The following is a 1,992-nucleotide window of genomic DNA, read 5'->3' on the forward strand; positions in this document are numbered from 1 at the left end:
TTCGCCACCCAGATGCGTGCCGAGCTCGAGGCGCTGGGGGTGGCCGAGGATGACATCGTCTGGGTGGAGAGCACCGGGGACGTCAGCCTGAAGCTGGGAGATAAGCTGGTGCAGATGAGGGTGGGGAGCAGGACCCTGTACGTCAACGGCCAGGCAGAGCAGATGGACGTGGCTCCCCTGGTGAGGGACGGGCGCACCTACCTCCCGGCCAGGTGGGTAGCCGAAGCTTTCGGGTACGAAGTGGGATGGGACGACAGCACGCGGGCCGTGCTGGTGGGGCCGCCTGGTAGCCTGCCGGACCTGCCGGGAGCGAGTCCCGTACAACCCCCGGCAGCCGGCGGCATCCAGCCTGGGCCGTTCCAGCCGCTGATCAAGAGCCTGGAGATGCACGTGGGGAGTAAAGTGGCCAGGGCTACCAGGTTCGACGGGAGCACGTTCGACGTGACGCTGCCGGTCGCGCCGGTGGCGGTAGCGCAAAGTAAGGATGTTAAAGATCACTATATTAATGCCTATCATGAAGTATATCCTCCCAACAGCTTTATTGTTGATCCAAATGTTTCTGCTCCCGCTATCTACATTCCCTTTGCGGCCGTAGCGGAGGCGTTCGGCGTACCGGCGGGGAACATCAAGTGGGACGGGAAGACATTGAAAGTGTACCGGGCATTCCACGGTAGCGACAACGATGTGTGGACGCTGACGGTGGGCAGCACGCTGAAGGGACTGAACGACCCGTTAAGGGTAGCCTACGACGCGAGCGGGAACCCGGTGGCGATGATGAGTAATGAAGACAGTCGCGGATTACTGTTCACGGTTGACACGGCAAACCCTGCGCTGCTTGGCAGTTTTCAGAACATCGGCGGAGATGATCTTACCAAAGGCATTTCAATTTTAGGCGGCACTTTATATCCATTCAAGTTTGTGCCTGGACTAAATCCCAAATGGGTGGAACAATTCTAATGATGTGTTGCCTCTCAAGCCGAATTAGTATAAAATAGGAATACCTGATAGACATTTTCTGTCAATAAGGGGATGGGTTTATGGATGCCAACTTCCTGGAAAGAATCCAGATCGATCCAGATGTTCTACTGGGGAAACCGGTCATTAAAGGTACAAGGATTTCAGTGAGCTTTTTGCTTAACGCATTAACGACAATGAGCGTAGAAGAATTGCTGAAGGCGTACCCCTTTCTGACTAAAGAGGATGTAACTGCCGCATTGTATTATGCGGCAAACATAGTGGATAAACCTGCGAAAGAGAAAGAAAAAGAGGGCATCGACCGTGAGATTCTTGCTCAATGAAAACATAAGCAATGCCGTTGCCCGGGCTTTAAGAGAATCTGGTTATGAAGCTGTAATGGTTAGAGATTATCTGGGCAAAGGCGTTTCCGATGCGGCGATCCTCAAGAAAGCTGTTGAAGAAGGGTGGATAGTGGTCACATGTGATACTGACTTTGGGGATTTGGTTTTCAATCAAGGTAAACCTCACGTTGGTGTGGTGCTTCTCAGATTGAAAGAGCAACGGCCGGAAAATCAGGTTAAGGTTTTAGAGAAAGCTTTACAAAACGGTTCTATTCAGGTCGGTAAGTTCATTTCCTTAAAAGATTAACCAATTCAATACTACAGAAAGTGCCGGAATAACCGGTGCTTTTCTTTTTTTGTAACAAAAGTATGGAGGTGGTCAGCTTTGTTTAAACGGAAGACGTTTACGCTCACAGCGTTAGTATTTCTACTGGTTTTATTTGCAAGAGGTGCCGGCATAGCATGGGCTTTAAACTTGAACGGGTGGGTTACAGATCTGCCCCCGACCCCGCAAGCGTACGCCGGGCGGGTGTACACCCGCGAGCACTGGACGAGGTTCTGGTACAACGAGTACGGCAACACCACGAACCCTATAGGCGACCCGAACACCCAGTTCATCGGGGGCATGTACTGCGCGGTCTTCGACCTGTCGGACAGCGACCTGAGCAACGGTTATACGGCTATAACCAGTCAG

General features: G+C 52.4%; 4 protein-coding genes. All 4 read left to right on the forward strand.

The features are described from left to right. On the forward strand, positions 1–957 hold a 957-nt coding region (locus tag ACPLUI_RS14315), incomplete at its 5' end, for a copper amine oxidase N-terminal domain-containing protein (protein ID WP_424660917.1). 80 nt (positions 958–1,037) lie between these two features. Next, a complete protein-coding gene (locus ACPLUI_RS14320) occupies positions 1,038–1,298 on the forward strand; it encodes a DUF433 domain-containing protein (RefSeq protein ID WP_424660918.1) in 261 nt (86 codons plus the stop codon). Continuing rightward, positions 1,279–1,605, forward strand: a complete 327-nt coding sequence (locus ACPLUI_RS14325) for a DUF5615 family PIN-like protein (protein ID WP_424660919.1) — start codon at positions 1,279–1,281, stop codon at positions 1,603–1,605. Before ACPLUI_RS14320 ends, ACPLUI_RS14325 begins: the two co-directional genes overlap by 20 nt. A 78-nt stretch (positions 1,606–1,683) precedes the next feature. Then, positions 1,684–1,992: hypothetical protein (locus ACPLUI_RS14330; protein WP_424660920.1), on the forward strand; the 309-nt coding region annotated here is incomplete at its 3' end.

Source organism: Desulfofundulus sp. (assembly GCF_049701015.1).
Classification (GTDB): Bacteria; Bacillota; Desulfotomaculia; order Desulfotomaculales; family Desulfovirgulaceae; genus Desulfofundulus.